General features: G+C 68.1%; 25 protein-coding genes and 1 riboswitch. Of the genes, 14 read left to right on the forward strand and 11 right to left on the reverse strand.

The window, feature by feature from the left end; all coding sequences use genetic code 11:
- Positions 1-16: 16 nt before the first annotated feature.
- The 9 genes from BXA03_RS23585 to BXA03_RS23625 are packed head-to-tail and all read right to left on the reverse strand — an operon-like array spanning position 17 to position 7,801.
- Positions 17-457 carry a hypothetical protein gene (locus BXA03_RS23585; RefSeq protein ID WP_076511626.1) on the reverse strand — a complete coding sequence of 147 codons (441 nt, stop codon included), beginning with the start codon at positions 455-457 and terminating at the stop codon, positions 17-19.
- On the reverse strand, positions 454-2,283 hold the full coding sequence (locus BXA03_RS23590; RefSeq protein ID WP_076511627.1) for a T6SS phospholipase effector Tle1-like catalytic domain-containing protein: 1,830 nt from the start codon (positions 2,281-2,283) through the stop codon (positions 454-456). Before BXA03_RS23590 ends, BXA03_RS23585 begins: the two co-directional genes overlap by 4 nt.
- A 26-nt stretch (positions 2,284-2,309) precedes the next feature.
- Entirely contained in the window at positions 2,310-2,855 is a 546-nt protein-coding gene (locus BXA03_RS27565; RefSeq protein WP_076511628.1) for a DUF3304 domain-containing protein, read from the reverse strand.
- The gene (locus BXA03_RS23600; protein ID WP_076511629.1) at positions 2,852-3,067 is read right to left on the reverse strand and encodes a hypothetical protein; all 216 of its coding nucleotides are present in this window, start codon (positions 3,065-3,067) and stop codon (positions 2,852-2,854) included. The genes BXA03_RS27565 and BXA03_RS23600 overlap by 4 nt, the downstream gene beginning before the upstream one ends.
- A 26-nt stretch (positions 3,068-3,093) precedes the next feature.
- A complete protein-coding gene (locus BXA03_RS27570; RefSeq protein WP_076511630.1) occupies positions 3,094-3,636 on the reverse strand; it encodes a DUF3304 domain-containing protein in 543 nt (180 codons plus the stop codon).
- The gene (locus tag BXA03_RS23610; RefSeq protein ID WP_076511631.1) at positions 3,633-3,848 is read right to left on the reverse strand and encodes a hypothetical protein; all 216 of its coding nucleotides are present in this window, start codon (positions 3,846-3,848) and stop codon (positions 3,633-3,635) included. The genes BXA03_RS27570 and BXA03_RS23610 overlap by 4 nt, the downstream gene beginning before the upstream one ends.
- A gap of 25 nt (positions 3,849-3,873) precedes the next feature.
- Positions 3,874-4,461 (reverse strand): DUF3304 domain-containing protein, encoded by a 588-nt coding sequence (locus tag BXA03_RS23615; protein WP_076511632.1) that lies wholly within the window; start codon positions 4,459-4,461, stop codon positions 3,874-3,876.
- Complete coding sequence (locus tag BXA03_RS23620) at positions 4,458-5,252, reverse strand: DUF4123 domain-containing protein (protein ID WP_076511633.1); 795 nt, start codon at positions 5,250-5,252, stop codon at positions 4,458-4,460. The genes BXA03_RS23615 and BXA03_RS23620 overlap by 4 nt, the downstream gene beginning before the upstream one ends.
- The gene (locus BXA03_RS23625) at positions 5,249-7,801 is read right to left on the reverse strand and encodes a type VI secretion system Vgr family protein (protein ID WP_076511634.1); all 2,553 of its coding nucleotides are present in this window, start codon (positions 7,799-7,801) and stop codon (positions 5,249-5,251) included. Before BXA03_RS23625 ends, BXA03_RS23620 begins: the two co-directional genes overlap by 4 nt.
- A 217-nt stretch (positions 7,802-8,018) precedes the next feature.
- Positions 8,019-8,127: riboswitch (TPP riboswitch) on the forward strand.
- A 115-nt stretch (positions 8,128-8,242) separates the two neighbouring features.
- On the opposite strand from BXA03_RS23625, the gene thiC reads away from it, so the two are divergent.
- The 5 genes from thiC to BXA03_RS23650 all read left to right on the forward strand — a co-directional run bounded on the left by thiC (position 8,243) and on the right by BXA03_RS23650 (position 13,417).
- Positions 8,243-10,108, forward strand: a complete 1,866-nt coding sequence (gene thiC, locus BXA03_RS23630) for a phosphomethylpyrimidine synthase ThiC (protein ID WP_076511635.1) — start codon at positions 8,243-8,245, stop codon at positions 10,106-10,108.
- Positions 10,109-10,219: 111 nt separating this feature from the next.
- Entirely contained in the window at positions 10,220-10,426 is a 207-nt protein-coding gene (locus tag BXA03_RS23635; protein WP_076511636.1) for a hypothetical protein, read from the forward strand.
- Positions 10,427-10,626: 200 nt separating this feature from the next.
- Positions 10,627-11,448: a DUF3047 domain-containing protein gene (locus tag BXA03_RS23640; protein WP_076511637.1), complete on the forward strand. Its 822-nt coding sequence runs from the start codon at positions 10,627-10,629 to the stop codon at positions 11,446-11,448.
- Between the two features lie 10 nt (positions 11,449-11,458).
- On the forward strand, positions 11,459-12,445 hold the full coding sequence (locus BXA03_RS23645; RefSeq protein WP_076511638.1) for a VTT domain-containing protein: 987 nt from the start codon (positions 11,459-11,461) through the stop codon (positions 12,443-12,445).
- 45 nt (positions 12,446-12,490) lie between these two features.
- The gene (locus tag BXA03_RS23650; RefSeq protein WP_076511639.1) at positions 12,491-13,417 is read left to right on the forward strand and encodes a class I SAM-dependent methyltransferase; all 927 of its coding nucleotides are present in this window, start codon (positions 12,491-12,493) and stop codon (positions 13,415-13,417) included.
- Between the two features lie 5 nt (positions 13,418-13,422).
- Here BXA03_RS23650 and BXA03_RS23655 read toward each other — a convergent pair whose 3' ends face one another.
- Positions 13,423-14,466 carry an AraC family transcriptional regulator gene (locus BXA03_RS23655; protein ID WP_076511640.1) on the reverse strand — a complete coding sequence of 348 codons (1,044 nt, stop codon included), beginning with the start codon at positions 14,464-14,466 and terminating at the stop codon, positions 13,423-13,425.
- Between the two features lie 118 nt (positions 14,467-14,584).
- Here BXA03_RS23655 and BXA03_RS23660 point away from each other — a divergent pair, with 118 nt between their 5' ends.
- Entirely contained in the window at positions 14,585-15,766 is a 1,182-nt protein-coding gene (locus BXA03_RS23660) for an isovaleryl-CoA dehydrogenase (protein WP_076511641.1), read from the forward strand.
- A gap of 10 nt (positions 15,767-15,776) precedes the next feature.
- Complete coding sequence (locus BXA03_RS23665; protein ID WP_076511642.1) at positions 15,777-17,447, forward strand: AMP-binding protein; 1,671 nt, start codon at positions 15,777-15,779, stop codon at positions 17,445-17,447.
- A gap of 53 nt (positions 17,448-17,500) precedes the next feature.
- On the opposite strand, the gene BXA03_RS23670 is transcribed toward BXA03_RS23665, so the two are convergent.
- Positions 17,501-19,231, reverse strand: a complete 1,731-nt coding sequence (locus BXA03_RS23670) for a Na+/H+ antiporter (RefSeq protein ID WP_076511643.1) — start codon at positions 19,229-19,231, stop codon at positions 17,501-17,503.
- Between the two features lie 128 nt (positions 19,232-19,359).
- Between BXA03_RS23670 and BXA03_RS23675 the strand changes: the two genes are divergently transcribed.
- From BXA03_RS23675 to BXA03_RS23705, 7 genes are read left to right on the forward strand one after another with little or no spacing between them, the layout of a single operon-like run.
- Positions 19,360-21,021, forward strand: coding sequence for a carboxyl transferase domain-containing protein (locus BXA03_RS23675; protein WP_076511644.1), 1,662 nt, complete (start codon positions 19,360-19,362; stop codon positions 21,019-21,021).
- Between the two features lie 46 nt (positions 21,022-21,067).
- Positions 21,068-21,349 carry a type II toxin-antitoxin system VapB family antitoxin gene (locus tag BXA03_RS23680; protein WP_076511645.1) on the forward strand — a complete coding sequence of 94 codons (282 nt, stop codon included), beginning with the start codon at positions 21,068-21,070 and terminating at the stop codon, positions 21,347-21,349.
- Positions 21,346-21,738 carry a type II toxin-antitoxin system VapC family toxin gene (locus BXA03_RS23685; RefSeq protein WP_076511646.1) on the forward strand — a complete coding sequence of 131 codons (393 nt, stop codon included), beginning with the start codon at positions 21,346-21,348 and terminating at the stop codon, positions 21,736-21,738. Before BXA03_RS23680 ends, BXA03_RS23685 begins: the two co-directional genes overlap by 4 nt.
- A 4-nt stretch (positions 21,739-21,742) precedes the next feature.
- A complete protein-coding gene (locus BXA03_RS23690) occupies positions 21,743-22,705 on the forward strand; it encodes an alpha/beta hydrolase family protein (protein WP_143476428.1) in 963 nt (320 codons plus the stop codon).
- A 34-nt stretch (positions 22,706-22,739) separates the two neighbouring features.
- Positions 22,740-23,534 carry an enoyl-CoA hydratase/isomerase family protein gene (locus tag BXA03_RS23695; protein WP_076511647.1) on the forward strand — a complete coding sequence of 265 codons (795 nt, stop codon included), beginning with the start codon at positions 22,740-22,742 and terminating at the stop codon, positions 23,532-23,534.
- Positions 23,535-23,544: 10 nt separating this feature from the next.
- The gene (locus BXA03_RS23700) at positions 23,545-24,246 is read left to right on the forward strand and encodes a DUF4126 domain-containing protein (RefSeq protein ID WP_083716355.1); all 702 of its coding nucleotides are present in this window, start codon (positions 23,545-23,547) and stop codon (positions 24,244-24,246) included.
- Entirely contained in the window at positions 24,218-26,236 is a 2,019-nt protein-coding gene (locus BXA03_RS23705; protein ID WP_076511648.1) for an acetyl/propionyl/methylcrotonyl-CoA carboxylase subunit alpha, read from the forward strand. Before BXA03_RS23700 ends, BXA03_RS23705 begins: the two co-directional genes overlap by 29 nt.
- Positions 26,237-26,239 lie beyond the last annotated feature (3 nt).

The following is a 26,239-nucleotide window of genomic DNA, read 5'->3' on the forward strand; positions in this document are numbered from 1 at the left end:
GCGCCGGCCTCTGGAATCACGCATCACCGTGCCCAGGGTCGGCCCTACCCGGCGACGTGCCCTTCAACAGCAATACGCCGTCGTTGTCCTGCACAGCCTCTACCCGATGCGTGGTGACCTCGAGCATGCGGCCAGTCGCATCCATCAGGTAGGCGAAGCGGCCGCCGCCCACGAACTCAAGGGTGTGCGAAGTGGTGTCGAACACCTGCCGAACCACGAAGCCGCTCAAGGTACGGGCATCTTCAATGGCAATGCGACGGAATGCCGGGTTTTCGATCACATGCGTGCCATCAGAGTGAATGCGGGTCACGCTGCCATCGTGCGCATGCAGGGCAACGCCGTTCTCGTCATTCACCACCACGCCGAACCGGGTGATGTACACCCGCGGCGGCTCGCCGGGCTTGACGTCGCCCGCGCGGATCACGAAGTCGTCGGATTCCTCCCATGCGGGGCTCATGCAAGTGCTCCTTCTTGAGCAGCGCGCTGGAGCTGCGCATTGAGCCCCAGGTTGCTTCCCTGGTAGATCTGCCGCCACCGCATGTAGCGTTGGCCCTCCGCCATGATGTGCACCAAGTTGCCCTTCGTGGTCTTGACCCAGTTGACGCCCGCTTCCCTGAACTTGCCGATGAAGCCGGCATAGGAATCGTGCACCCAATCGTCGAAGAACTCACCCAGTTCGTACGGAACGGGAATCTTCTTGATGTCCTTGTAGATGTCCAAGGCCTTGGAGTGAAAGTTGCGCATCACCTCGCGGTTGCCCATCATGTCGATCGGTCCGGGCGGACGGTCAAGCAGATCGATCTGCTGCTTGAAGATCTGCTGACCCAGCAAATAGAACTCTTTCCCCTGTGGATCGAAGCGGGAGCTTCGATCCACGCTGGGCAGCTTCTCGAAGCCGGGCCGCAGGGTGACCGCATAGCGCCATGCCAGGTAGCGCTGGCCGTGTTGGCGCAGTGCTTCGCGTGTGTCGAGGCCGGCGGGGACACCGCAAGCAGTGAAGTACCTCTCTACCGCCTTGCGGACCAAGTCGTGGCCGACGAGGCCGAACTCGCTAGGCAGCATGAGACGCTCCGCAGCTGGACTGTCAAGCGCGATCCACGGCACGAAAATGTGCCCCTCGCAAGCCTGAACGGCAGCGTCATACATATGCTTCAGCGTCAGATTCGACAGGCGCAGATCGTCGGCCAACTCAGGCTCGTCGAGAAAATCTCCGAACTGCCCGCGCACTTTCTTGATCCGAATTCCCTTGCCCTGCTCCCCCGCGGCATAGCCGCCACCAATGTCGCTGTGGACGCCGGGGCAGTGGTGCTCTTCGCAGTTGGTGGGCAGTCCATCGCCCTGTGCCACGCTGTCCGACGGGAAGTTCATTCGCAACTCGTGCAAGGCCACGTGATGCAGGCAATTGCGCACGCCGGGGTGGATGCGTAGGTCCTCCGCCGTGGCCCAGGCGTTGTGGCCATCCGAACCCAGAGCATCGGTCACGCCGACGGAGGCGACGGTGTCGAAGATGCCGAGCATGCGCACATAGGCGGGTACGCCGAAGAGTTCGCCCCCGACCATCAGGTACTGGTGCAGCCACGAGACGAAGACGCGGGCCTGCGCCGCGCCGCGGGAGAAGCCGAAGACATCCAGATAGATGGCCTTGGGTCGTGGGCGCGTGTCGCGCTGCGCGATCTGCTGACGCAGTTCACCGGAGACGCGAGAGAAGAACTTACGTCGCTCGCCGGCGATGGAGGCACCCAGGAAGCTGCGGTCGCTGGCGCCGACGAGGCCGCAGGGCAGACCGAGCTGATCGAGGATCTTCTGCTCGGGCGTCAGGCGGGGTGGTGGGACGCTGGTGTCGCTTGCGCTGGTATCGGGAGTTCGGTTTTCGGAGCAGAGGGCGGCCAGCGAGGGTGCTTCAAATCGCGCTTCTTGGCCGTTGACCGTTTGATGCACGGCGTTGAACACCTGGAGCAATCCGTAGACGATTCTTGCCTCACCACCCGCACCAAATGGCCCACCCATTGCATCGGCCACCTTCTGACCGATTTCGGTGAAGGGCGTACCCACCCCTGAGATGTAGTAGCGGTAAAAACCGTTGACCGGCTCGTTGCGATACGCAAGGGACAACTTCCACACGTTCGTATCTAGTGCAGATGGATGGAAGCTGTGGTTGTTGTCGGTGCCGTCGAAGAACAGGCCGATGTTGATGATCTGCTCGCAAAAGGCTGCCTGAGGAAATGCCAAGGGCTTGGCGTAGCGCATGGTCGCCGGATCGAGGATGGACTTGTAGGTACTCATTTCTTTCTCCCTGATTTGGTCGTCGGTCAGTTGGCGTTACTGTTTTGAGGTGAGGGCTTTTCGCTGGGTAGTGAGTTGTAGGGGGGGGCCGGGCCTCGTGGGAAGGCGGGACCGGGGTACCGGCTGCTCGCTGGCGTGGGGCCGGCGTACCAGACCTCCACCTTGTGCCCCGGCATGAAGTGGACATAGAGGCCGGAGCCGCCTTCGCCGGGATCGACAGCGAAGTGAATGGGGACAGTGGCTTCGTGCTCGAGAAGTTCCTCGACATCGTCCCTATAGGTCCGCCATCGGACGGTGACAACGACGGGGCGGGTAACGTGACGTGGGAGGAGGACGCAGCAGTCGCCCGCTCCGCCACCGCCCCAGCCCAAGATTCCGGGTCCACGGAATTTGTCGTCAATGGAGAACCTGGGGATACCGATGCCATCTCCGTAGTGCCCTACGGCACCCACGGGCACGCCGATGGTTCGCTTGTCTGGGAAAAGGTCCTCGGAGGAACTGGCGCATCCGGCGGCGAGCAGGACCAGGGCGATGGCGGCCAGTGCCCGGGCCACCCGTCGTGCGAAGTTCATGCGGCCTCCGTGCAGGCGACCGTGCTGGGCTGGAGCCAAGCCTTGGCGGCCGAGCTCTTGTGCGTGTCTTTGCGGGGGCCGAGCCCGCCGTCGATGCCGTCGAAGAACAGGCCGATGTTGATGATCTGTTCGCAGAAGGCCTCTTGAGGAAACGCCGGGGGCTTGGCGTACCGCATGGTGGCGGGTTCGAGAATGGACTTGTAGGTACTCATGTTGCTCTCCCTGAAGTGGTCGTGAATCAGTTGGGCTGGGCTTGCGAGGGGGTTGGCTTCTCTCCTGGTAGTGGGAGGTATGGCGGTGCGGGGCCTCGCGGGAATGCTGGGCCGGGGTACTTGGAGCTGGGTGGGCCCGGCCAACTCACCCAAACCTCGACGTGATGACCAGGCAAGAAATGCACGTACATCCCGGAGCTGTCGGCTGGCTCTACGGCGAAGTGGATTGGGACGGTAGCTTCGTGCTCGGCGAGTTTCTCTAGGCCGTCGTGGGAAGTCTTCCAACGGACAGTAATGACAATGGGTTTCGTGACGTGCCGGGGTAGCAGGACGCAGCAGTCGCCTGCACCGCCGCCGCCCCAACCCTCGACGTAGCCTGCACGGAATTTCTCGTCAATGATGAATTCCGTCACCAAGATTCCGCTGCCGTAATGGCCGACGCCCCCCACGGGCACGCCGATGGTTCGCTTGTCTGGAAAAAGGTCCTCGGAGGAGCTGGCGCATCCGGCGGCGAGCAGGACCAGGGCGATGGCGGCCAGTGCCCGGGCCAGCCGTTGTGCCACGTTCATGCGGCCTCCGTGCAGACGACCGTGCTGGGCGGGAGCCAGGTCTTGGCGGGCGATCTCTTGTGCACGTCTTTTCGGGGGCCGAGCCCGCTGTCGGTGCCGTCGAAGAACAGGCCGATGTTGATGATCTGCTCGCAGAAGGCCGCCAGAGGAAATGCCGGGGGCTTGGCATACCGCAAGATCGCCGGCTCGAGGATGGACTTGTAGGTACTCATATTTCTCTCCCTGAAATGGCGTGAGTCAGCGGGGCTTGGCTTGTGAGGGCATGGACTTCTCTCCTGGCAACGGGATGTATGGCGGCGCAGGGCCTCTCGGGAAGGATGGACCGGGATACAGGGCACTTTCGGGGTAAGCGCGGCTGACCCATACTTGGACGAGATGCCCTGGCAAGAAGTGCACGTACATCCCGGAGCTGCCGCCTGGCTCTACGGCGAAGTGGATGGGGACAGTGGCCTCGTGCTCGAAAAGACGGTACTGGCCGTCCTGAGAGGTCTTCCATCGCACGGTGACTAGGATGGGTTCGGTGATGTGGAGAGGTAGCAGGACACAGCAGTTCCCTGCGCCCCCGCCGCCCCAGCCCCCGACATAGCCTGCACGGAATTTCTCGTCAATGATGAATTCCGTCACCAAGATTCCGCTGCCGTAATGGCCGACGCCCCCCACGGGCACGCCGATGGTTCGCTTGTCTGGAAAAAGGTCCTCGGATGAGCTGGCGCATCCGGCGGCAAGCATGGCCAGAGCGAGGGCGGTCAATGCGATGGCAAGGCGCGATGCCAAGGTCATGCGATGTCCCTTCACTGCCTGCAGGCCAGGGTCCACGGCGCTCATCGCCGGCGCGCCACCGCATGCTGCCAAGCACGGTTCATCCATGCGGCATTCCTGCTGCTTTCCAGGCCGGCCGCGAAAGCCAGGCGTGCAAGTTCCAGCAGAACGTTGCGATCCGCGTTGCCAGCGCCACGCCAATGTCGAACACACGCGTCGGCGATGGCGAAGTCTGCGGAATGCCGTGGGTTTGAAGTGGCGCTCACGGGTCTGCCGACCCGAAGAAGAAGGGCGTCGGGCTCTCCTTGATCGATCAGGCGATCGACCTGTTCAGCGGTCAGTTGAAGACTCTGAAGCGGCTCCTGGTTCTCTTGTGCCTCCGCGTCCAGGGGCAGGAGTCGCGGCTTTCCCTGCCGATCGTGAATCTTCCACTCGGCGAGGGGCGCAGTGATCGCTGCCCACTGCGCAGGCGTGAGGATGCCCGGGAGATAGGCCATGACGCGGCAGTCCGCGATGCGCAGCCCGTAGCTTTCACCACTGTCGTCCGTGAACCAGACCGCGCGGCGAAGGTGACTTGCCAAGTCGGGCAGCAGCAAAGCCGAGACCAGTTCCGCCACGTGCAGGCGGTGTCCGAAGTCGTCGAACAATGCGAGCACCTGTTGACGGACTCTGGGGTCTGCTGCCGCATGAGTCTGCGAGATGAGCAGCGGGCCGGCGAGGTGCTGTTCGACGTGTGGCATCAGCGGCTCGAACAAGGCGCTCGGCGTGGCAAAAGCAGATGACGCCTTGAGCCGCCCGTGCACCAGTGCGCCGTCCAGCAGGATGTATCTGTGCATGGGATCCGTCATGGTGCTCATAGCGTTGAAATCGCGCTGCCAGCGCGCGCCGCCGCCATGAGGCAGGGAATGCAGACCCGCTCAGGAAGTTTGGGCAGGATGGTCTTGGCTGTCTTGGGCCCGAAGTTCTGGACATCCGCGGCCCACACATGGTGATTGCCGGGCGTGTTGAAGGTGAAGCCTTCGGGCACGATGTCCAGGCGAGTTCCGTCGACCTCGAGGGAAATGCCTTTGGCGGCCTTGATCCGGATCCAGTCGCTCTCGCTGATGAGTTCCAGCACGCGTTTGGCAATCAGTTCAATCCGATCGTCCTGTGCCTGGACCTGAACGGCGCCTTCGCCTGCGACGACGCGAACACCCTGCTCCTTCGCGAACAGCCGCAGCGCTTGCTCGGCACTGGCCAGCAGGCTGCCGCTGGCCACTACGCTGGCATGGCCGCCTGCGGTGATGGCCGTGTGGGCTTCCGACGCCAGGTGCAGAGAGCCGTGCGTGGTTGCTTCAATGCCGGCGGGGCTGGAGAGCACCAGATGCGGGCTGCTCAACTCCGGAAACTGAGTGGCTGCGCCCGCGCCTGCCAAGGCCTGGTGTTGCTGCCCCAAAGCCTCTGCGACCGTGTGCTGGTCTTCTTGGTTGGGCTGGACACCATGGTGCGTTGCAACGCCTGCCAGCGTCTCGTGCCTGCGCTGCGCAACGTCGAGCCGGGAAAGTGCCTCGGCCATGTCCTTGATATGGCCCTCGGCGCGCTCCCGCCCCTCGGTGCTGATGAGCAGGCCCTGTTGGGCACGTATGGCGCCTGGGCCGTCGGTGCGAAGCTCGAAGCCTTCGCCGCGCGGATCCTTCCTTCCCGCGTTGTCTTCGATGCGGGTGATCTTTCCAAGACTCAGTTGACTGTGCTGGTGATCGCTTTTGATCTGAGCCTGGATGGCCCCGTAGGTGTCGTCCAGAACCAGATGGTTGGAGCGGCCGCTTGCACTGTTGCCGCCCTCCGGATTCAGTTCCCTCGACCGCACCCCTGAAAGTGCTGCCTGATCTGGCAAGTGCCAAGGCGGCAAGTTCAGCTGGTTGTGGACACGGCCGGTGCAGATAGGCAGGTCGGGGTCGCCCCCGAGAAAGTCGACGACCACCTCTTGCCCGACACGGGGAATGTGAATGGCGCCCAACTGGTTGCCCGCCCATGGAGAGCTGACGCGCAGCCAGCAGCTGCTGTGCTGGTCCTTGCGCCCCAGTCGATCCCACAGGAATTGCACCTTGATGCGGCCGAGTTCGTCGGTCCAGAGATTGCTGTTCTCTGGCCCGACCACCAATGCGGTGGCGGGGCCGCGCGTGAAGGGCTTCGCCCGGGTGTGGAGCGGTCGCAGTGGCTCACGGACGGGGTGCACGGTCAGGTCGACTTCCACAGCCCATCGTTGATGCCGATGTGTTGCAGCAGCCTGGGCTTGGCTGTCCTGCGCGACCTCGCTGATGCACAGCTGAGTCTGCAGGATGATGTACTCGGCATTCGCGGTGGTGCGAGGATGCTTGGCCAGCATGAAGGTGTGGCCAGGCTGCATTCCTCGCAGGTTGCCGCTGGCGCGTGCGCGGGCTCCGTGGGTCCGCAGGGCCTGCATGCGTAGCAGCGACAGCAGACGTCCCTCCTCGAAGGGGTCGGTATCCTGGAGCGTGCCTGCACGAGGCTGGGCGAAATGAGTGCCTGCCGTCCCCTCGTGCCACTGATAGATCTCACCGTCGGCTTGGCCCGTGGGCCGAGGGTCGCGGCGCTTGGCCGTGAGGTCGGCCCTGGGACGCGTGTAGTCGTAGTCGTTCGTGACGTAGCGTCCGCTCGTCAGCTGGTGTGTGGGTACGAAGCTGTGGATGTACTCCGCATCGACCTTCCAGCCTGGTGCGTGGTACTCGACGACGTGGTAGGCCTCACTGTCGTTGCGGTCGAAGGCGGCATTGCCATCGCTGAGCACGAGACGATGCACGCCCTCCGCATGCTCGAAGTGGAAGTTGATGCCCCATTCCTGGCAGAGCCGCTCGAAGAAGGCAAAGTCCGTTTCGTTGTACTGGACCTGAAAGTCCCGCTTCGGATAGCGCTCATAAAGCCGCTTGTGCAGAGAGTACGGATAGTCTGATAACAGCTCGTCCAGGATCTCTACAACAGTCTTGTTCTGGAAGATCTTGCAGTCGGTGGTCAGCGTGGCGAGATAAAGCCAGGGACGCAGCGTGAGCCTGTACTGGATGTGCCGTCCTTCTTCGCCCCAGAAGTCTGCGTGAGTGACCAAGCCGCTGATCTCGCGCCTGCCTGCACCCACGTAGCTTGTGGAGGGGCCGACCGAGCCCGGAACAAATTCGCCTGCCCCGTCCAGTTCGATGAGGCACGTCAGTTCTCGACCGATAAAGCCATCCAGATCGAACTGCGCAGCCAAACCGGGATTGAAGTTCAAGGCGTCGGGTGTCTTGAGCAACAGCTCGTACTCGAACAGTGAGTTGACTCCTTCTTGCCCCGAAAGCCGGACGGGATGCAGAGCAGGCGTGCCGTTGTGCAGAGGAATGGCAGCGCTCTGCACGGTGAGCGTGGTGTATGACATGGATCGTCCTCCCTGAGCCTTCTTAGTGAAGCGGGGCCTCGGTCCGACCGCCGCGATCGACAAGCTTAGGTGGACTTCCGCATGCGAAGCCTTTGGCCAAGACATCGGGTCCGGGCTTTGGACAACTAGTTCTCACCGCCTGCCGTGTTGGAGGTGATCCAACCAGTTAGCTTTTTCTGCGTACGAATTGGCTGCGCCGCAAAGCCTGCCTAGAATCGCCCCCGCTCCGGGGTGCACGTATGGCGTGCTGAGACGGCGGACCTGACCGCCGGAACCGCGAACTTGATCTGGTTAGTACCAGCGTAAGAAGAGCTGCAGCGCCAAGGCGCGTGTGTCCGTCCATCCGTCCGTGCATCCATCGGCGGGGCCGGGCCCACCCGCATCCCCTTGGCGCCGATGGCGGGGCATCCATCCACCCATGTGCTTTGGAGAGTCCGCCCCATGAACGCCCCCGACAAGTTCGCCCATCTGCTCGCGCTGACGCGTGAGCCCTTTCCCGCTTCCACCAAAGGCCGCATCGCCGGCAGCCGGCCCGACCTGCAGGTGCCGGTGCGCGATGTGCGCCTGACCAATGGCGAGACGGTGTCGCTCTACGACACCTCCGGCCCCTACACCGACCCCAACGCCGAGATCGACGTGCGCCGCGGCCTGGCCGGCCTGCGCGCGGCCTGGATCGACGAGCGCGGGGACACCGAAAGCTACGAAGGCCGCATCCGCCAGGCGCTGGACGACGGCGCCAAGCACGCCGAGCAGCAGGCCCCGCAGGAGCACGAGCGCATCACGCAGCTGCGCGCCGAAGCGGCAGCCTTGCAGCGCCAGCCGCGCCGCGCCAAGAGCGGCCTGAACGTCACGCAGATGCACTACGCCCGCCGCGGCATCGTCACGCCCGAGATGGAGTACGTGGCCCTGCGCGAGAACGGCCGCCGCGAATGGATGGCCGAGTACCTGGCCGACGAGGAGCGCGCACGCCGCGTGGCGGGCAACCCACTCGGCGCGGCCATCCCCAAGATCATCACGCCCGAGTTCGTGCGCGACGAGGTGGCGCGCGGGCGCGCCATCATCCCGGCCAACATCAACCACCCCGAGGTCGAGCCGATGGCCATCGGCCGCAACTTCAAGGTCAAGATCAACGCCAACATCGGCAACTCGGCCGTCACCTCCAGCATCGAGGAAGAGGTGGAAAAGCTGGTGTGGGCCATCCGCTGGGGCGCCGACAACGTGATGGACCTGAGCACCGGCAAGAACATCCACACCACGCGCGACTGGATCGTGCGCAACTCGCCGGTGCCCATCGGCACGGTGCCGATCTACCAGGCGCTCGAAAAGGTGGGCGGCGTGGCCGAAGACCTGACCTGGGCCATCTTCCGCGACACGCTGATCGAGCAGGCGGAGCAGGGGGTGGACTACTTCACCATCCACGCCGGGCTGCGGCTGCCCTTCATTCCGATGACGGCAAAGCGCATGACGGGCATCGTCTCGCGCGGCGGCTCGATCATGGCCAAGTGGTGCATCGCGCACCACCGCGAGAGCTTCCTCTACGAACACTTCGAGGACATCTGCGACATCATGAAGGCCTACGACGTGAGCTTCTCGCTCGGCGACGGCCTGCGCCCCGGCTGCGGTGCCGACGCCAACGACGAGGCGCAGTTTGCCGAGCTGCGCACGCTGGGCGAGCTGACGCAGATCGCCTGGAAGCACGACGTGCAGACCATGATCGAAGGCCCCGGCCACGTGCCGCTGCACATGATCCAGGCCAACATGGACGAGCAGCTCAAGCACTGCCACGAGGCGCCGTTCTACACGCTGGGCCCGCTGACCATCGACATCGCCCCGGGCTACGACCACATCGCCTCGGCCATCGGCGCGGCCATGATCGGCTGGATGGGCACGGCCATGCTGTGCTACGTGACGCCCAAGGAGCACTTGGGCCTGCCCGACCGCGACGACGTCAAGCAGGGGATCATTGCGTACAAGATCGCGGCCCACGCCGCCGACGTGGCCAAGGGCCACCCGGGCGCGCGGGCACGCGACGACGCGCTTTCCAAGGCACGCTTCGAGTTCCGCTGGGAAGACCAGTTCAACCTGGGCCTGGACCCCGACACGGCCCGCGACTTCCACGACGAGACGCTGCCCAAGGATTCGAGCAAGGTGGCGCACTTCTGCTCGATGTGCGGGCCCAAGTTCTGCTCGATGAAGATCACGCAGGAAGTGCGCGAGTACGCCGCGCAGGGCATGGACCAGAAGTCGCGCGAGTTCCGCGAGGGCGGCGGCGAGTTCTACGTGCCCATTCAGCCGGCCAAGGGCTGAAGCCACGCGGCGGTGGGCCAGGCGCCCGCCGCCGCAGTTGCTGATTCGACCGACAGCAGCGTAGGACGCGGCCGACAACCTGCCGTCCTTCGCGAGGATCACGGTTCGCGCATGACCCATCCTGCACTCAAACTCATCGTGGAGGAGCCGCAACCCGGCGCCTTCGTCTGGAAGCTCCAGCAGACCGACGGCAATGGCCAGCCGACGCGCACCGTGCGCGAGGGCGAGTCGCCTGCCGACAGCTACGAGGCCGCACTGGCCAGCGGCACCCGCGCGCTGCAGGCGGCCTTGCGAGAGGGCGAAGCCTCGCACGCTTGACTGCCTGTGACAGGTCGCCACGTCCCCTGGCGACCTGCCTGCTTCGCTGGCGGCGGATGGATTGTCTGCACCAGCGAGACGCAGTGGATCCGTTTTGGGGGATTTATCGACGGGCCTTCGCGCGGCACACTCTCCTGCCTGCGCGCGCGACCCCGTTCCGGGCTGCGCCGCCGCCACCAACGCGCCGCCGGGGTCCTTCCATGCACATTGCCACTGCCTTCGTGTCTGCCCGCCGCGGCGCTCTCCTGCTCGTCGGGGCCGGGTTGGTCGTGGCATTCGCCGCGTCCCCGGCGCGGGCCGACGAGGCGAATGCACTGACGCCCTTCTCGGCGGCAACCGGTGCCGTGCCGCCCGCGCCCTGGCACTTCAGCACCCTGCCCAACAAGACGCCGACCCGCTTCGACGTGGTGTCCGAGGCGGGTCGCCGTGTGCTCAAGGTGGACGCCGACGACTCCTATGGCCTGCTGTCGCACCGCGTGCAGGTGCCGTTGACCGAGTCGACGGTGCTGAGCTGGCGCTGGCGCGTCGACCAGTTCGTCGACGGTGCCGACCTGCACACGCGCGCAGGCGACGACGGTGCGGCCAAGCTGTGCGTGTTCTTCGACTTCCCGGCTGATCGCCTGCCGCTGCTGGAGCGCACGCGCCTCGGCGTGGCGCGCAGCGTGTCGGGTGAAGAGGTGCCCAGCGAAGCCCTGTGCTACGTGTGGGACGCCAAGGAGGCCAAGGGCCAGATGCTGGTCAACGCCTTCACCAACCGCATGCACATGGTGGTGCTGGAGTCCGGTGCCGCCGCGCAACCCGGCGCCTGGGTGAGCGAGCGACGCAATCTGCTGGCCGATTACCGGCGGGCCTTCGGCGGCGAGGCCAAGGGCGCAACGCCCGGCGTGGCGGCCGTGGTCGTCTCGGCCGACGCGGACAACACGCACGGCCACGGCCTGGCCTACTTCTCCGACCTGAGCCTCACCGGCTCGGCCGCCACGCGCGCCGAAACTCGCCCCGCCTCCGGCGGCACGGCCGAATAGCGGGGCGGTCATGAACGACCTCATTTCGCTGCTCGCGACCCAGGGGCCCGCGGTCGTCTTCGTGGTGACGCTGGCCGCGCGCCTGGGCGCGCCGGTCCCGGCCGTGCCTTTTCTGGTGGCGGCGGGCGGCCTGGCGGTGGGCGGTACGGCACTCAACGCCGTGGGCATCGTCATCGCCTCGCTGGTGGGCAACGTGCTGGGCGATGGCGCGTGGTTCCTGGCGGGGCGCCGCTGGGGCTACGCCGTCATGCGCCTGCTGTGCCGCCTCTCGCTCTCGGCCGATACCTGCGTCTCGCGCAGCGAATCGATCCTCGGGCGCTGGGGCGGGCTGTCGCTGATCGCGGCCAAGTACGTGCCGGGCGTGTCGGTGGTGGCACCGCCCATGGCCGGCGCGCTGGGCATGTCGAATGCCCGCTTCCTTGCCTACGAGACGGCAGGCGCGCTGGTCTGGACGTTGGGCTACCTGCTGCTCGGCGCGATCTTCCATGCCGCCATCCGCGACGTGCTGGCCGTGCTGGCCGACATCGGGCTGGCCGCCACGGTGGTGGGCGGTGCGCTGATGCTGGCCTTTCTGCTCTGGCGCTACTACCAGCGCCGGATGGCGCGCCACGCCGACGACATCGTGACCATCACCGTCGATGCCCTTCGCACCGCGCTGGCGCAGGGGCGCGCGCCGGCAGTGCTCGACATGCGGGGCGAGCAGGTGCGGGCGATCGATCCGCGGGTCATACCCGGCGCCGTCGGCTTCGCGTTGCGCGAGTTGCCGCATGCTCTCGGCCCCCTGGCGGATGGCCGCGAGCTGGTGGTCTTCTGCGACTGCCCGGACGACGCGTCGGCCATCGCGGCGGCGCGCGTGCTGATGGCGGCAGGGCTGCCGCGCGTGCGCGTGTTGGAGGGCGGCCTCGCGGCGTGGATGGCCATGGACGCCGGCGACGGCAAGGTCGTCGAGGCGCCGCCGCCCGTTCCCGCGTCGCTGGGCACGACCGGCGCCGCCTGAGGCCTCGGCCGGGCGGCGGGGTTTTCGTGGCAACCTCGCCGGCTCATGCAAGCACTTCTCGACGCCATCCATACCTTGGCGCCCGCCCCTGACGCGCGGCGCATCTTCCACGGCCGCGGCGGCCTGCACCCTGGCTGCGAGCACCTGGTGCTCGACGCCTATCCACCGGTCTTCGTGCTCACCAGCTTCAAGCCGCTGGCCGATGAGGACCTGGGTCGCATCGGCGACGCCCTGCAGGCGCGATGGGCCGAGGTGGCGCCGGGCGAGCCGCTGAACTGGGTCTACCAGTGCCGGCACGAGGGCCGCAGCGAAACGCAGCTCATGGTTGGCGCGGTGCCCGACCCGCATGTGGTGACCGAGGACGGCGCCCGCTACCGCGTGCATGTGCTGCGCGGCCAGAACCACGGCCTCTTCGTCGACATGGCCGAGGGCCGGCGCTGGGTGCGGGCGCATGTGGCTGCGCGGCCGGGGGCGGCGGTGCTCAACCTCTTCGCCTACACCTGCGCCTTCTCGGTGGTGGCGCTGCAGGCGGGCGCGGGCCGCGTGGTCAATGTGGACATGAGCGCGGGGGCCATCGCCATCGGCCAGCAGAACCACCGGCTCAACGGCGTGGAGGGCGGCGCCAGCTTTCTGCCGCACGACCTGTTCAAGACCTGGGGCAAGGTCACGCGCGGCGGGCCCTACGACCTGGTGGTGGTCGATCCGCCCAGCTATCAGAAGGGCAGCTTCGTTGCGACCAAGGACTATGCGCGGCTGATGCGCCGTCTGCCCGAGCTGCTGGCGCCGGGCGGGCATGCGCTGCTGTGCCTCAATGCGCCGGAGCTGGGCGTGGCCTTTCTGCAGGACCAGATGCCCGAGCTGGCGCCGACGCTGCAGTTCGTCGAGCGGGTGGCCAATCCGGCGGCGTTCGCGGACGTGTCGGACGAGCGGGCGTTGAAGGTGCTGGTGTACGCGGCACCTGCGGGCGACTGAGTCGATCAGCCGCTCGGCTCCTGCTGCGCCGCCGCGGCCCGAAACGCCCCCGGGCTCTGCCCCGTCCATTCGCGAAAGGCGCGCGAAAAGCTCTTCTCGTTGCGAAAGCCCACCGCCAGCGCCACCTGCTTGACCGGCCGCGCCGTGCGCTGCAGCAGCTCGATGGCCTGCTGCCGGCGCACCTCGTCCTTCAGGCCCTGCAGGCTCAGCCCTTCGGCCAGCAGCTGCCGGTGCAGGGTGCGGCTGGAGATGTGCAGCAGCGCGGCCAGCCCCTCGGCGGTGGAGGCCTGCGCGCCATGCGTGCGCAGCACCTCGCGCACGCGCTGGCCCAGCAGCCGGTCTCGGCGGTACTGCAGCACCGTCAGCGGCAAGGCGCGGCGCAGCATGGTGCGCAGGGCGGCCTCGTCGCGCAATAGCGGCAGCGCCAGGTAGCGCGCGTCGAAGCGAAAGCCCGCCTGCGCCGCGCCGAAGTGCAGCCGGCCGCTGAACATCAGGCCGTACGCATCGGCATGCGGCGGCGCCTCGAACGGGAAGTGCGCCTCCTGCAGCCACAGCCGTGAGTCGATGACCCAGCTGGCAAAGCCATGCAGAAAGCGCAGGCTCGAGACCAGGCAGAACTCGCGGAAGCTGCCGAGCGGGCGCATCTCCTCGATCCACACCGAGGCCACCTCGCCCTCCACCTCCAGCCGCAGCGCGATGTCGTCCACCAGCAGCCGGTGGTGGCGGCACCAGCGCTTGATGGCCACGCCCAGGTCGGGCGCCGTGATGGAGGCGCGGCACAGCATGCCGTGGCTGCCCCAGGGCAGGCGCCGGCTGAACCAGCCCAGGGCCTCGTCGTCCAGCTCCTGCATCGCATGCTCGTTGAGCGCCTCGAACTGCGCCGCGGTGACGCGCGCCTCGGGCCGCCACAACTCGCGCGGCGTGATCTGTGCCGCGCGCAGGGCTGCGCCCGGGTCCACGCCGTAGCGGGCATAGCCCTGCACGATGGCTCGCACGAAGGCCATCGGCGTGGCCGCGCGCTGGGGTCTGAGGAAGCGGGGAGAGGGCATCTAGTGGATAACCCGAGCCATCGGCCGATGGCGGGATTTGCAACCATTGTGTCGCCAAATGCGAATCCCTCAGGCGTAAGCTGAACCGGCTTTCGCACACTTTCCACGGAGACGACGCATGTCCGCACAACGCCTGCCCGGCCTGGACTTCGGCCTAGGCGACACCCTCGACGCCCTGCGCGAGGCCATCGCCGATTTCTGCGCCCACGAGATCACGCCGCGCGCCGCGGACATCGACCGCGAGAACCTCTTCCCCCGCGACCTGTGGGCCAAGCTCGGCAGCCTGGGCCTGCACGGCATGACCGTGAAGGAGGAATTCGGCGGCACCGAGCTGGGCTACCTGGCCCACATCGTCGCCATGGAAGAGGTGTCGCGCGCCTCGGCCTCGGTGGGCCTGTCGTACGGCGCGCATTCCAACCTGTGCGTCAACCAGATCCACCGCAACGGCAGCGAGGCGCAGAAGAAAAAGTACCTGCCCAAGCTGGTCAGCGGCGAGCATGTGGGCGCCCTGGCCATGAGTGAGCCCAACGCCGGCTCCGACGTGGTGAGCATGAAGCTGCGCGCCGACAAGAAGGACGGCTACTACGTCCTCAACGGCAGCAAGATGTGGATCACCAACGGCGGCGATGCCGACACGCTGGTCATCTACGCCAAGACCGAGCCCGAGATGGGCGCGCGCGGCATGACGGCCTTCCTGGTCGAGAAGGGCTTCAAGGGCTTTTCTGCCGGCACCAAGCTCGACAAGCTGGGCATGCGCGGCAGCAACACCTACCCGCTGTTTTTCGACAACTGCGAAGTGCCCGAGGAGAACGTCCTGGGCGGCGAGGGCAACGGTGCCAAGGTGCTGATGAGCGGCCTGGACTACGAGCGCGCCGTGCTCTCCGGCGGCCCGCTGGGCATCATGGCCGCCTGCATGGACGCGGTGCTGCCCTTCGTGCACGAGCGGCAGCAGTTCGGCCAGAGCATCGGCGAGTTCCAGCTCATGCAGGGCAAGATCGCCGACATGTACAGCACCTGGCAGGCCTGCCGTGCCTATGTGTACGCCGTGGGCCGCGCCTGCGACACGGCCGACCATGCACGCACCTTCCGCAAGGACGCGGCCGGCGCCATCCTGTACTCCGCCGAGAAGGCCACCTGGATGGCCGGCGAGGCGATCCAGGCCCTGGGCGGCGTGGGCTACACCAAGGACTTCCCGGTCGAGCGCCTGTGGCGCGACGCCAAGCTCTACGAGATCGGCGCCGGCACCAGCGAGATCCGCCGCATGCTCATCGGCCGCGAGCTGTTCGCCGAAACGGCCTGAGGAGGCGCACATGACCGACAGCTACGCCCGCGGCGCCACCGAGCCCGCCCTGATCGAGCAGACCATCGGTGACTTCTTCGACGCCATGGTCGCGCGCCAGCCCGATGCATTGGCGCTGGTGAGCCGGCACGAGGGCGTGCGCCTGTCGTATGGCGAGCTGCAGGCGCAGGCGACGCGCTTGGCCAGCGCCCTGCTGCGCGCCGGCCTGCAGCCGGGCGAGCGCATCGGCATCTGGTCGCACAACAACCTGGCCTGGGTGCTAATGCAGATCGCCACCGCCAAGGCGGGGCTGGTGCTGGTCAACATCAACCCGGCCTATCGCACGTCGGAGGTCGAGTACGCGCTCAACAAAGTGGGCTGCAAGGCGCTGGTGACCATGCCGCGCTTCAAGACCAGCGCGTACCTGGCCATGCTGCGCGAGCTGGGCGCGGCCCGGCTGCCCCACCTCAAGAACATCTGGTGGATCGACGCCCCCGGCGCTGCCGACGAGGCCGGGCCGGACATCGCCACCGCGCGCTTCTCGCAGCTGCTGGCCAGCGGCGACGCGGCCGACCCGCGCGTGGGCCAGGTGCAGGCCACCTTGAAGGCCACCGACCCCATCAACATCCAGTTCACCAGCGGCACCACGGGCTTTCCCAAGGGCGCGACGCTCACGCACCGCAACATCCTCAACAACGGCTACTTCATCGGCGAATGCATGAAGCTGGGCCCCGAGGACCGGCTGTGCATCCCCGTGCCCATGTACCACTGCTTCGGCATGGTGCTGGGCAACCTGGCCTGCCTGACGCACGGCAGCGCCATCGTGTATCCCAACGACGGCTTCGACCCGCTGCTCACGCTCGAAGCGGTGCAGGCCGAACGGTGCACGGGCCTGCACGGCGTGCCCACCATGTTCATCGCCGAGCTGGACCATCCGCGCTTCGGCGAGTTCGATCTCTCCAGCCTGCGCACCGGCATCATGGCCGGCACCGCCTGCCCCATCGAGGTGATGAAGCGGGTGGTGGACCGCATGCACCTTGGCGAGATCACCATCGCCTACGGCATGACCGAGACCAGCCCGGTGAGCTGCCAGAGCAGCACCGACACGCCGCTGGAGCGGCGCGTCTCCACCGTGGGTACGGTGCAGCCGCACCTGGAGGTGAAGATCGTCGACCCCGAATCGGGCGCCACCGTGCCGCGCGGCCAGCCCGGCGAGCTGTGCACCCGCGGCTACTCGGTGATGCACGGCTACTGGGGCGACGAGGCCAAGACCCGCGAGGCCATCGACACCGAAGGCTGGATGCACACCGGCGACCTGGCCACCATGGACGACGAGGGCTACGTCAACATCGTCGGCCGCATCAAGGACATGGTGATCCGCGGCGGCGAGAACATCTACCCGCGCGAGATCGAGGAGTTCCTGTATCGCCATCCGCAGGTGCAGGACGTGCAGGTGGTGGGCCTGCCCGACCGCAGGTACGGCGAGGAGCTGTGCGCCTGGATCATTCCCAAGCCCGGCCAGCAGCCCACCGAGGCCGACATCCGCGCCTTCTGCCAGGGCCAGATCGCCCACTACAAGGTGCCGAAGTACATCCGCTTCGTCGAGGCCTTCCCGATGACGGTGACCGGCAAGATCCAGAAATACCGCATCCGCGACCAGATGGCCGACGAACTGGGCCTGACGGCCGAGAAGACTGCATGAGCCTGTCGGCGGTCGCAGGCAGGGCGGCAGGCGCGCCCGCGATGCCCCGAGCGTCAGTCGCGCGAGCCCGGGCCGTGCGGCGCGAGGCCCGCGGCTTGGCGCGCGGCGCGCAGCCGCTTGCGCAGCGACACCTCGGCCATGTCGAGTTCACCGACCAGCTCGCGCAGCGAGGCGTCGTTGATGCGGTGCGCCTGGCGCTCGGCATACAGCGCATGCCGCTCGGCCTGCAGACAGGTCAGGCGCAGCGCCAGCTCGTTCACGAAGCCCTGCTTGCGCGCCCGCACCGCCTCGGCCTCGTCGGCACGGGTCTCCGGCGTGGAGGCGGTGGTGCTGTCGTCGTCCAGCAGCTCCAGCCGCACCCGGTACTGCTGGGTGATGCGGCCGACCATCTCCTGGCGCTGGGCAGCGGTGTCGGCGTCCACGCCGTCCAGCGCCTTCTGGCTGCGCACCAGGCTGGCGATGGCGGCATGGCAGGCGGCGATCCGGGCCTCGCGTTCCTCGCGCACCTCGGGCGCTTCGGCTGGCTGGGGCAGATTGCGAAGCACCAGCGGCAGGCCGATGCTGCCCACCAGCAGCGTCACGAGGATGGTGCCCGTGGCCAGGAAGACCAGCAGGTCGCGCGAGGGGAAGGGCGTCGTCTCGTTGATCATCAGCGGGATCGAGAGGGCGCCGGCCAGCGTCAACGCGCCGCGGATGCCGGCCAGTGTGGTGGCGAGCGTCAGGCGCCAGGACGGCTGCTCGGCCATGCGCCCGTCCTGATGCGCGCGGCGCAGGCTGCTGCGCACCGCCACCTGCAGCCACACCCAGCGCAGCAGCAGCAGCGCAGCCGAAATGACGAACACGTAGCCCACCAGCGTCCAGGCGCCATGGTGTCTGCTCTCGTCCACCGTGCGAAGGATGGAGGGCAGCTGCAGCCCCAGCAGCAGGAAGATGGCGCCGTTGAAGGCCGACTCGATCATGGTCCAGGTGCCTTCGGCCTGCATGCGCTCGGCCACGAACTCGCCGCGTTCCAGGTCGGCGAAGTTGGTGGCGATGCCGGCCGCCACCGCGGCCAGGATGCCCGAGACGCCGATGCGTTCGCCCACGATGTAGGCCGCGAAGGGCAGCAGCACCAGCAGCAGCACCATCTGCGTGGCGGCCACGTCGCCCAGCCGGCGGGTGACGACGGCGCGGGCATGCGCGAAGGCCCAGCCCATCAGCGTGCCGGCGCCCACGCCGCCCAGGGCGATCCACAGGAACTCGCGCGTCGCCTGTGCCCACGAGAACAGGCCGGTGACGGTGGCCGCGACGGCGAACTTGAGCGCCACCAGGCCCGAGGCATCGTTCAGCAGCGATTCGCCCTCCAGCACATGCATGGTCTTGGCCGGCATGCCCAGGCGCCGCGTGATGGCCGAGACGGCCACGGCGTCGGTGGGCGAAACCACCGCAGCCAGGGCGAAGGCCACCGGCAGCGGCATCTCCGGGATCATCCAGTGCACCAGCGAGCCCAGGCCGAACACGGTGAAGGCCACCAGGCCGAAGGCCAGCTTGAGGATGGGCCGGTGCAGCGCGAAGAACTCCCGCTTGGGGATGCGCCAGCCGTCCGCGAACAGCAGCGGCGGGATGAACAGCAGCAGAAACAGCTCCGGATCGAAGGCGATGTGCAGCCCGTGCTGCGGCCACGAGAGGGCGGCGCCCAGGGCGATCTGGATCAGCGGCAGCGGGATGGCACGCAGGTAGCGGGCAGCAATGCCGGTGAGGGCGCCGAGCATCAGCACCAGCAGGACGGTTTCGACGGTGTGCACTCGTTTTTCTTCTTCAAGGACTTTGTGAGGTGGTGGGAGGGGCGGGCTCGCAGTGTCCGCCGCCGCCGCCGAGGGTTCGCATCATCTTCGCGCGGCACGCGGCCGCGCGTCAGGCTCCAAGGACATTCATGAGCAAACTGGTCTCCCAACTCAATCCCAGATCCGAGGCCTTCCAGGCCAACGCGGTCGCCATGCGCTCGCTGGTGGACGACCTGCGCGCCCAGTTCGCGCGGGTGGAGCAGGGCGGCGGCGAGGCCGCGCGCGCCAAGCACACGGCCCGCGGCAAGCTGCTGCCGCGCGACCGGGTGCAGCAGCTGCTGGACCCGGGCTCGCCCTTCCTGGAGATCGCGCCGCTGGCGGCCCATGCCATGTACAACGGCGACGCGCCGGGCGCCGGCCTCATCGCCGGCATCGGCCGCGTGAGCGGCGTGGACTGCATGGTGGTGTGCAACGACGCCACGGTGAAGGGCGGCACCTACTACCCGATGACGGTCAAGAAGCACCTGCGCGCGCAGGAGATCGCGGCGCAGAACCGGCTGCCCTGCATCTACCTGGTCGATTCGGGCGGCGCCAACCTGCCGAACCAGGACGATGTGTTCCCCGACCGCGACCACTTTGGCCGCATCTTCTACAACCAGGCCAACATGAGCGCCGACGGCATCGCGCAGATCGCGGTGGTGATGGGCTCGTGCACCGCGGGCGGCGCCTATGTGCCGGCCATGAGCGACGAGTCGATCATCGTCAAGGAGCAGGGCACCATCTTCCTGGGCGGCCCGCCGCTGGTGAAGGCCGCCACGGGCGAGGTGGTGTCGGCCGAGGACCTGGGCGGCGGCGACGTGCACACCCGCCTGTCGGGCGTGGCCGACCACCTGGCGCAGAACGACCTGCATGCGCTGGCGCTGGCGCGGGAGGCGGTGAGGAACCTGAATGTTCCCCAGTCCGTTCGCACTGAGCCTGTCGAAGTGCCGGCCCCGGCTTCGACAGGCTCAGCCCGAACGGGTGGAGGCTCGCCAAGCTTCGAAGAGCCTGTCTACCCCCCCGAAGACCTCTACGGCGTCATCCCCACCGACACGCGCAAGCCCTTCGACGTGCGCGAGATCATTGCCCGCATCGTCGACGGCAGCGAGTTCCACGAGTTCAAGGCCCGCTTCGGCACCACGCTGGTCTGCGGCTTCGCGGCCATCGAGGGCATGCCGGTGGGCATCGTGGCCAACAACGGCATCCTGTTCTCGGAGTCGGCGCAGAAGGGCGCGCACTTCATCGAGCTGTGCGGCCAGCGCAAGATCCCGCTCGTGTTCCTGCAGAACATCACCGGCTTCATGGTGGGCCGCAAGTACGAGAACGAGGGCATCGCCCGCCACGGCGCCAAGATGGTGACGGCGGTGGCCACGGTCAACGTGCCCAAGTTCACGGTCATCATCGGCGGCAGCTTCGGCGCCGGCAATTACGGCATGTGCGGCCGGGCCTACTCGCCGCGCTTCCTCTGGATGTGGCCCAACGCCCGCATCAGCGTGATGGGCGGCGAGCAGGCCGCCAGCGTGCTGGCCACCGTCAAGCGCGACGGCATCGAGGCCCGCGGCGGCCAGTGGAGCCAGGACGAGGAAGAAGCCTTCAAGGCCCCGATCCGCCAGCAGTACGAGGACCAGGGCCACCCCTACTACGCCACCGCCCGCCTGTGGGACGACGGCATCATCGACCCCGCCGACACCCGCCGCGTGCTGGCGCTCGGCCTGGCCGCGGCGCGGCATGCGCCCATCCCCGAGCCGAAGTTCGGCGTGTTCCGCATGTGAGGCGCGATGTGTATGATTTTTTGTTTTCATACACACAGGGATTGCCATGCGGACCAACATCGTGATCGACGACGCGCTGATGGAGGCCGCCATGAAGGCCGGCGGCTTCAGCACCAAGAAGGAGGCGGTGGAAGAGGGCCTGCGCCTTCTGGCGCGCCGCAAGGCCTATCAAGACCTGCGCGCCCTGCGCGGCAAGCTCACCTGGGCGGTCGACGCCAGCGTGGACTGGACGACGCTCGAGGCCGAGTCCGTGGCCGTGCAGGACCAGCCGGCCCCCTATGCCGCCGCCGCGTCCAAGCCTTCCGCCAGGAAGCGCGCGAAGCCATGATCACCGTCGACTCCAGCGTCTGGATCGACTACTTCCGCGGCCGCACGACGCCGCGCACCCAGGCCCTGGACGCCCTGCTGGACGACAGCGCCAACGAACTGGTGCTGCTCGACCTGGTGCTGATGGAGGTGCTGCGCGGCTTCGTGCATGACCGGGAGCAGCGGCTGGCCCGCCAGCGCCTGCGCATGCTGCCCATCGCCACGGCTGGTGGCGAAGCCGTGGCCCTGCGTGCCGCCGACATCTACCGCCAGCAGCGCCAGCGCGGCATCACCGTGCGCAGCCCCATCGACCTGATGGTCGCCGCCTGGTGCGTGGAGCATGGCTGTGCGCTCCTGCTTGGCGACCGCGATTTCGACGGCATCGACGGCCTGCTCGGCTGGAAGAACTGAAGCCATGTATCCGCGCGACCGCCATCCCTCTCGCACCAGCCGCCCGCCGGTCGGGCGCGGCCCCGGGGGGCGAGCATGGGTGCGGACGATTGCCAGTGCCCTCCGGCGCGCATGGCTGGCCCTGCCGCTGGCGGCTGCCCTTCTTCCTGCGCATGCGACGCTGCGCGAAACCCAGTTCGACGTGCCCGTCTCGGTGCAGGACATGCAGGGCCGGCGCGTCGCCCAGACGATCCGCGTCACCGTGTTCGACGACGACGCCAATCCGCACCCGGCCCCGGTGCTGGTGCTCAACCACGGCCGGGCGGTCGACGCGGCCGGCCGCGCCGCGCTGGGCCGCGCGCGCTATCACGAGGCCTCCCGCTTCTTCGTGCGCCACGGCTTCATCGTCGCGGTGCCTACGCGCGTGGGCTACGGCGTGACGGGCGGGCCGGACGTGGAGGACAGCGGGGCCTGCCAGCGGCGCGACTATGCCGCGGGATATGGCGCAGCGGCCGACCAGGCGCTTGCGGCGCTGGCCGCCGTGCGCGCCATGCCCGGTGCGGATCCGGCGCGCGCCGTCATCGTGGGCCAGTCCTATGGCGGGGCCACGGCCATTGCCGCCGCGGCGCGGGCCACACCCGGCGTGGTGGCCGCGATCAACTTCGCCGGCGGTGGCGGCGGCGATCCGCGCACGCGTGCCGGCAATCCCTGTTCGCCGCAGCAGATGGGCGAACTCTTCGCCAGCTACGGCCGCGCCGTGCGCATGCCCACCCTGTGGCTCTATGCCGAGAACGACCAGTACTTCGGCCCTGAATGGCCGCGCCAGTGGTTCTCGGCCTTCCGCGCCGCCGGCGGCAGCGGCGAGTTCGTGCAGTTCCCGCCACAGGGCGAGGACGGCCACAGCACCTTCACCCGCGCACCGCAGGTCTGGCAGCCGGTTGTGTCCGGCTTTCTGCAGCGGCTGGGCTTTCCGGCGCTGCGCGATTGAGCGTCCCTTCCAACGACACACACGAGACACGCCAATGACCGACTTCACCACGCTCGAACTCACCATCGAAGGCCCTGTCGCCCGCATCTGGCTCAACCGCCCCGAGATGCGCAACGCCATCGACGACGTCTTCATCCGCGAGCTGGCCAAGGCCTTTGCGCAGGCCCAGGACGCAAGCGGCGTGCGTGCCGTGGTGCTGGGCGGGCGCGGCCCGGCCTTCTGCGCCGGGGCCAACCTCAACTGGATGAAGCGGGCCGCCAGCTTCACGCCCGAGCAGAACCTGCAGGACGCCGCCGGTCTGCCGCGCATGCTGCGCACCCTGGCCGAGAGCCGCCTGCCGGTCATCGCGCGCATCCAGGGCGATGTGTACGCGGGTGGCATGGGCCTGGTGTCGGTGTGTGACGTGGCCATCAGCGCAGATAGCGCGCACTACTGCCTCAGCGAGGTGAAGATCGGCCTCATCCCCGCCACCATCAGTCCCTACGTGATCCGGGCAATGGGCGCGCGTGCGGCGCAGCGCTACTTCCTCACGGCCGAGCGCTTCACGGCGGCCGAGGCGCATCGCATGGGCTTCGTGCACGAGGTGGTGGCCGCCGACGCGCTGGACGCCAAGGTGGACGAGGTGCTCAAGAACATCCTGGCCGCCGCACCCGGCGCCGTGGCCGAGTCCAAGCGCCTGCTGCGCGACGTGACGGGCCAGCCCATCGATGACGAGCTGACGGCGGAGACGGTGCGCCGCATCGCTGGCCTGCGTGCCAGCGAAGAGGGGCAGGAAGGCCTTCGTGCCTTCCTGGAAAAGCGCAAGCCGGCCTGGACCCAGGCGCGCTGATCGGTCGCCGATGGACGGTCTGGACTTTCCCCAACTGCTCGCCCTGGCCGCCGCCCTGGGATGGGCCAGCGGCGTGCGGCTGTACCTGGCGGTGCTGCTGGTGGGCCTGGCCGGCTGGCTGGGCTGGGTGCCGCTGCCGGCGGGGCTGCAGGCGCTGTCGCATCCGGTGGTGCTGATCGTCAGCGGCTTCCTGGTCTTCGTCGAATTCTTCGCCGACAAGATCCCGGGCCTGGATTCGCTCTGGGACATGGTCCACACGGTGATCCGCATCCCGGCCGGCGCGGCCCTCGCGGCCTCGGTGTTCGGCGCCGACCATGCGGCCATGGCGGTGGTGGCGGCGCTGGTGGGCGGCGGCTTCGCGGCCACGGCGCATGCGGCCAAGGCCACCACGCGCGCGGCGATCAACACCTCGCCCGAGCCCTTCACCAACGTGGGCGCCTCGCTGGCCGAGGACTCGCTGGTGCCCGCCGGCCTGTGGCTGGCGCTGGCGCATCCGCTGGTCTTCCTGGTGGCGCTCGTGCTGGTGCTCGTCCTCAGCGTGTGGCTGATCCGCAAGAGCTGGCGCTTTTTGCGCGCGCTCGTCGGCCGCCTCACGCGCATCTTCAGCGGCCGGCCCGACCCGGGTGTCGCCCCTGCCTTCGCCCGCGGTCGCCGCGGCACAACATCGTCCGGAGACCTGCCTCATGTTCAAGAAGATCCTCATCGCCAATAGAGGCGAGATCGCCTGCCGCGTGGCCGCCACCGCGCGCCGCCTGGGCGTGCGCACCGTGGCCGTGTATTCCGACGCCGACGCGCAGGCCAACCATGTGCGCGCCTGCGACGAGGCCGTGGCCCTGGGCGGCAACGCGCCCAAGGAAAGCTATCTGCGTTGGGAACGCATCCTGGAGGCCGCTCGCGCCACCGGCGCCGAGGCCATCCATCCCGGCTACGGCTTCCTGTCCGAGAACGAGGACTTCGCCCGCGCCTGCGCCGAGGCGGGCCTGGTCTTCATCGGCCCGCCGCCCTCGGCCATCCAGGCCATGGGCCTGAAGGCCGAGTCCAAGCGGCTGATGGAGAAGGCGGGCGTGCCGCTGGTGCCCGGCTACCACGGTGCCGACCAGGACCCGGCCCTGCTGCAGCGCGAGGCCGACCGCATCGGCTACCCCGTACTCATCAAGGCCAGCGCGGGCGGCGGTGGCAAGGGCATGCGCATCGTCGAGAAGAGCGAAGACTTCGCCGCCGCCCTGGCCAGTTGCCAGCGCGAGGCGATCAACAGCTTCGGCGACGACGCGGTGCTGATCGAGAAGTACGTGCAGCGCCCGCGGCACATCGAAATCCAGGTCTTCGGCGACACGCAGGGCCACTACGTGCACCTGTTCGAGCGCGACTGCTCGGTGCAGCGCCGCCACCAGAAGGTGCTGGAAGAAGCGCCCGCGCCCGGCATGCCGGCCGCGCTGCGCCAGCGCATGGGCCAGGCCGCCGTCGATGCGGCCCGCGCCGTGGACTATGTGGGTGCCGGCACGGTTGAGTTCATCGTCGAGCAGACCGGCGGCTACGACGCGCCCGAGGCCATGACCTTCTACTTCATGGAGATGAACACGCGGCTGCAGGTGGAGCATCCGGTGACCGAGGCCATCACTGGCCTGGACCTCGTGGAGTGGCAACTGCGCGTGGCCGCCGGCGAGCCGCTGCCGCTGGCGCAGGACGACTTGCGCATCCACGGCCATGCCATCGAGGCGCGCATCTGCGCCGAGAACCCGGACAAGGGCTTCCTGCCCGCCACCGGCCCGCTGACCGTCTACCGCAAGCCGGCCGCCGCGGCCTTCGCGCGGGCCGATGTGCGCATCGACGATGGCGTGCGCGAGGGCGGCGAGATCTCGCCTTACTACGACTCCATGATCGCCAAGCTGATCGTGCATGGCGACACGCGCGAGCAGGCGCTGGCCCGGCTCGACGCCGCGCTGGCGCAGGTGCAGATCGTGGGCGTGGCGACCAACGTGCAGTTCCTGCGCGGCGTGCTGGCCACCGAGTCCTTCTCGAAGGCGCGGCTGGACACGGCGCTGATCGAGCGCGAGCGGGCGCAGCTCTTCGACCGCCATCCGCTCGGCCCGTCGCTGCTGGCGGCGGCCGTGGTGGCGCGCCAGCTGGCCGACGAGGCGGCGCAGGGCGTGGGCGGCCCCTTCGGCCGTGCCGACGGCTGGCGCGGCCTCGGCGCCGCCATGCGGACCTTCGCCTTCGACTTCAACGGCCAGGGCGCCACTGCGCTGCTGCGCTACGGCCCCGGCGCCACGCGCCACCTGAGCGTGGGCGAGGGCGAGTCGCAGGTGGCGGGCGACCTGCGCTGGACCCTGCTGCCCGACGGTCGCCTGTCGCTGGACTTCGCCGGCCGCCGCGAGGTGCTGGCCGTGCACCGCCACCAGGACCAGTGGCATGTGTTCGGCCAGGCCGGCGCCGGCCGCATCGACGCCGTGGACCGGCTCGCCCATGCCGGCGACACCCAGGCCGAGGGCGGGCGCCTGACGGCGCCGATGCCCGGCAAGGTGGTGTCCTTCGCCGTCAAGGCGGGCGACACCGTGAGCAAGGGCCAGCCGCTGGCGGTGATGGAGGCCATGAAGATGGAGCACACCATCGCCGCGCCGGCCGACGGCACCGTGGCCGAGCTGCTGTTCGCGCCCGGCGACCAGGTCACCGAAGGGGCAGAGCTCCTGCGCCTGGCCGCGTAGCAT

The organism is Pseudacidovorax sp. RU35E (genome assembly GCF_900156165.1).
GTDB lineage: Bacteria > Pseudomonadota > Gammaproteobacteria > Burkholderiales > Burkholderiaceae_C > Xenophilus.

Bases quoted from the DNA above. Each gene is read 5' to 3' on its own strand.
- BXA03_RS23585 (WP_076511626.1), bottom strand. From the start codon at position 457: ATGAGCCCCGCATGGGAGGAATCCGACGACTTCGTGATCCGCGCGGGC.
- BXA03_RS23590 (WP_076511627.1), bottom strand. From the start codon at position 2,283: ATGAGTACCTACAAGTCCATCCTCGATCCGGCGACCATGCGCTACGCC.
- BXA03_RS27565 (WP_076511628.1), bottom strand. From the start codon at position 2,855: ATGAACTTCGCACGACGGGTGGCCCGGGCACTGGCCGCCATCGCCCTG.
- BXA03_RS23600 (WP_076511629.1), bottom strand. From the start codon at position 3,067: ATGAGTACCTACAAGTCCATTCTCGAACCCGCCACCATGCGGTACGCC.
- BXA03_RS27570 (WP_076511630.1), bottom strand. From the start codon at position 3,636: ATGAACGTGGCACAACGGCTGGCCCGGGCACTGGCCGCCATCGCCCTG.
- BXA03_RS23610 (WP_076511631.1), bottom strand. From the start codon at position 3,848: ATGAGTACCTACAAGTCCATCCTCGAGCCGGCGATCTTGCGGTATGCC.
- BXA03_RS23615 (WP_076511632.1), bottom strand. From the start codon at position 4,461: ATGAGCGCCGTGGACCCTGGCCTGCAGGCAGTGAAGGGACATCGCATG.
- BXA03_RS23620 (WP_076511633.1), bottom strand. From the start codon at position 5,252: ATGAGCACCATGACGGATCCCATGCACAGATACATCCTGCTGGACGGC.
- BXA03_RS23625 (WP_076511634.1), bottom strand. From the start codon at position 7,801: ATGTCATACACCACGCTCACCGTGCAGAGCGCTGCCATTCCTCTGCAC.
- thiC (WP_076511635.1), top strand. From the start codon at position 8,243: ATGAACGCCCCCGACAAGTTCGCCCATCTGCTCGCGCTGACGCGTGAG.
- BXA03_RS23635 (WP_076511636.1), top strand. From the start codon at position 10,220: ATGACCCATCCTGCACTCAAACTCATCGTGGAGGAGCCGCAACCCGGC.
- BXA03_RS23640 (WP_076511637.1), top strand. From the start codon at position 10,627: ATGCACATTGCCACTGCCTTCGTGTCTGCCCGCCGCGGCGCTCTCCTG.
- BXA03_RS23645 (WP_076511638.1), top strand. From the start codon at position 11,459: ATGAACGACCTCATTTCGCTGCTCGCGACCCAGGGGCCCGCGGTCGTC.
- BXA03_RS23650 (WP_076511639.1), top strand. From the start codon at position 12,491: ATGCAAGCACTTCTCGACGCCATCCATACCTTGGCGCCCGCCCCTGAC.
- BXA03_RS23655 (WP_076511640.1), bottom strand. From the start codon at position 14,466: ATGCCCTCTCCCCGCTTCCTCAGACCCCAGCGCGCGGCCACGCCGATG.
- BXA03_RS23660 (WP_076511641.1), top strand. From the start codon at position 14,585: ATGTCCGCACAACGCCTGCCCGGCCTGGACTTCGGCCTAGGCGACACC.
- BXA03_RS23665 (WP_076511642.1), top strand. From the start codon at position 15,777: ATGACCGACAGCTACGCCCGCGGCGCCACCGAGCCCGCCCTGATCGAG.
- BXA03_RS23675 (WP_076511644.1), top strand. From the start codon at position 19,360: ATGAGCAAACTGGTCTCCCAACTCAATCCCAGATCCGAGGCCTTCCAG.
- BXA03_RS23680 (WP_076511645.1), top strand. From the start codon at position 21,068: ATGCGGACCAACATCGTGATCGACGACGCGCTGATGGAGGCCGCCATG.
- BXA03_RS23685 (WP_076511646.1), top strand. From the start codon at position 21,346: ATGATCACCGTCGACTCCAGCGTCTGGATCGACTACTTCCGCGGCCGC.
- BXA03_RS23690 (WP_143476428.1), top strand. From the start codon at position 21,743: ATGTATCCGCGCGACCGCCATCCCTCTCGCACCAGCCGCCCGCCGGTC.
- BXA03_RS23695 (WP_076511647.1), top strand. From the start codon at position 22,740: ATGACCGACTTCACCACGCTCGAACTCACCATCGAAGGCCCTGTCGCC.
- BXA03_RS23700 (WP_083716355.1), top strand. From the start codon at position 23,545: ATGGACGGTCTGGACTTTCCCCAACTGCTCGCCCTGGCCGCCGCCCTG.
- BXA03_RS23705 (WP_076511648.1), top strand. From the start codon at position 24,218: ATGTTCAAGAAGATCCTCATCGCCAATAGAGGCGAGATCGCCTGCCGC.